The sequence below is a fragment of the Vibrio pacinii DSM 19139 genome (genome assembly GCF_000711795.1).
Taxonomy (GTDB): Bacteria; Pseudomonadota; Gammaproteobacteria; order Enterobacterales; family Vibrionaceae; genus Vibrio; species Vibrio pacinii.
Window position 1 is genome coordinate 1 of sequence record NZ_JONH01000035.1, and the last position, 1,884, is coordinate 1,884.

Consider the following 1,884-nt stretch of genomic DNA (forward strand, 5'->3'; position numbering starts at 1 on the left):
ACGAATCGAGGTCATAATCAGCCATACCACTTTCTTCACCTTCAACGAGTAGTTGTCGTAAAGTGTTCATTTTCGTTTCTTGTGTTTCGAGTAAACGTAGAGCGGAACGAATTACTTCACTTGCTGAGCCATAGCGTCCACTTTGGATCTGGTTACTGATGAAGCCATCAAAGTGTTCGCCGAGAGTGATGCTAGTATTTTTAGCCATTGCAATCTCCTGATACCAAATAGTACCTAATTATGGTATTAATTTGAGGTGATCGCAAGTGGCGCATAACAAAGCGTTTAAGAGTGGTTCCAAACGCTTGCCGGTTTCGCTTCGCTCAAGTATGGCAAGCGCTTATCACACCTTAACGCAGCGTTATGTTTACTTGTATTTCAGTGACTTAAAGCTTTTCTTCGATCTATGTTCTTTGTCCCTTTGGCAGCTCGTTTGAGTACTTCAGCAAATCCGCATTGTCGGCCTAAATTCATGAATCACTCAGCCCGTCAAATATGCCAATATTCGTGGGTTGCTTCATTTGCAAATTGGGTCGGTTGGTTTTAGGTTTCGCTGGCTTTAGAGCGCTTTTAGCGTATTTGCCAAGTAACATGTCGGCTTGGCAGTTGCCTCGGCAATTTGCCATTGTTCTGCGCTGTGGTTGGAAAGAGAGGGCGCTTGTTGAACCTTTGTCGGGTTGCCTCATTGAGCAGGGAAGTGGACTTACGCGCTTTGTGTTTCGTGCCTTTGGCTGCCAAGTGAGTTTGAGCTTGTGATTCACTTCTTGAAATGCGGTCAAGAATGCAGTTCTTTGCCAAATAAATCAGTTATTTGTGGTAAAACATAACAAACAATTCAAGCAGACCCTCAACGCTTAGCACTTTTGGTTTGCGTTGAATTTCGTGTTTACGGCGTCATGCGGAAAGTGAGTCAGGGCGTTTCGGGCTACTTAATTGGGCGTTAGGTGAAAGGTATTCTATAGATGAAGTTGTCTTTAAAAATGTTTGTGTTGGTAATTCTGGCAAGTGCAGTGCTAAGTTGCAAAGATAAAGCTGAAATTTATGCAAACCCGCCGAGTAGCCTAATTGAGCAATTAGATGCCTATTACCCACTGTCATTAAAGTACGTGAAAGCAAACGAGCAGATAGCTCTGTCTCAAGGCGCTCCTCTGTTGCCACAATACTTAGAAATAGCAAATAAAATTGGCATTAAACATCCCGAAAGAGTTCGGGTTTTCTACGCGGAGCAGCTTCCTTTGCCTGAAAACAAGTCATTGCTTTTTCAAATGCAGCGGCTTGGCCTTGATTCACCATATTTTACGGGAACGACGTTTGGTTACGGTATTTGGATTTCAAACAAAGCGAAAGGTGACAAGCAGTTAATAGCTCATGAGTTGATTCATGTTAAACAAATAGAAGAGCTAGGGCTTGAGGAATTTACAAAGAAGTACTTGCTGCAATTGGCCATTTTTGGTTATGCGGAAGCTCCAATAGAAATTGAAGCTTATGAGAATGCGGCGAATTATTTGTAGTTTCGTCGTCTTTAAGAATTTCACCTAACAAACAATTCAAGCAGATTCGCAACGCGTGGCTGTTTTGGTTTGCAGTGAGTCTTGTGTTTATGGCGCAATGCGGTAGTTTTTGCATTGCGTTGCTCACTACTTAATTGGGCGTTAGTTGCCAGTGGTAAAAACGCAGCTAAAGCAGAAAGTTTAAGGCTAATGAATTGTGCAAATTTGCTCAGTTTTGTGTCTGGGTGTGGTGTGCTGAAGTTGCGTTCGTTTTTTAATATTGTGGTTTTATTTTGCCGTTTCAGACGCGAATGTACTCGTTGAAAGTCAGCCTTGTGACATTGCCTTTCCAAAAGGTTTTTTTGATGCTTTTAGGCAGTTTTCTACGGCGTTG

At 42.4% G+C, this 1,884-nt stretch carries 2 protein-coding genes; one reads left to right on the forward strand and one right to left on the reverse strand.

Features of this window, described 5'->3' with window-relative positions:
• On the reverse strand, positions 1–208 hold a 208-nt coding region (locus BS19_RS14580), incomplete at its 3' end, for a type II toxin-antitoxin system ParD family antitoxin (RefSeq protein WP_038176227.1).
• Between the two features lie 754 nt (positions 209–962).
• Here BS19_RS14580 and BS19_RS14590 point away from each other — a divergent pair.
• Positions 963–1,511, forward strand: a complete 549-nt coding sequence (locus tag BS19_RS14590) for a hypothetical protein (protein WP_038176231.1) — start codon at positions 963–965, stop codon at positions 1,509–1,511.
• Positions 1,512–1,884: the final 373 nt, after the last annotated feature.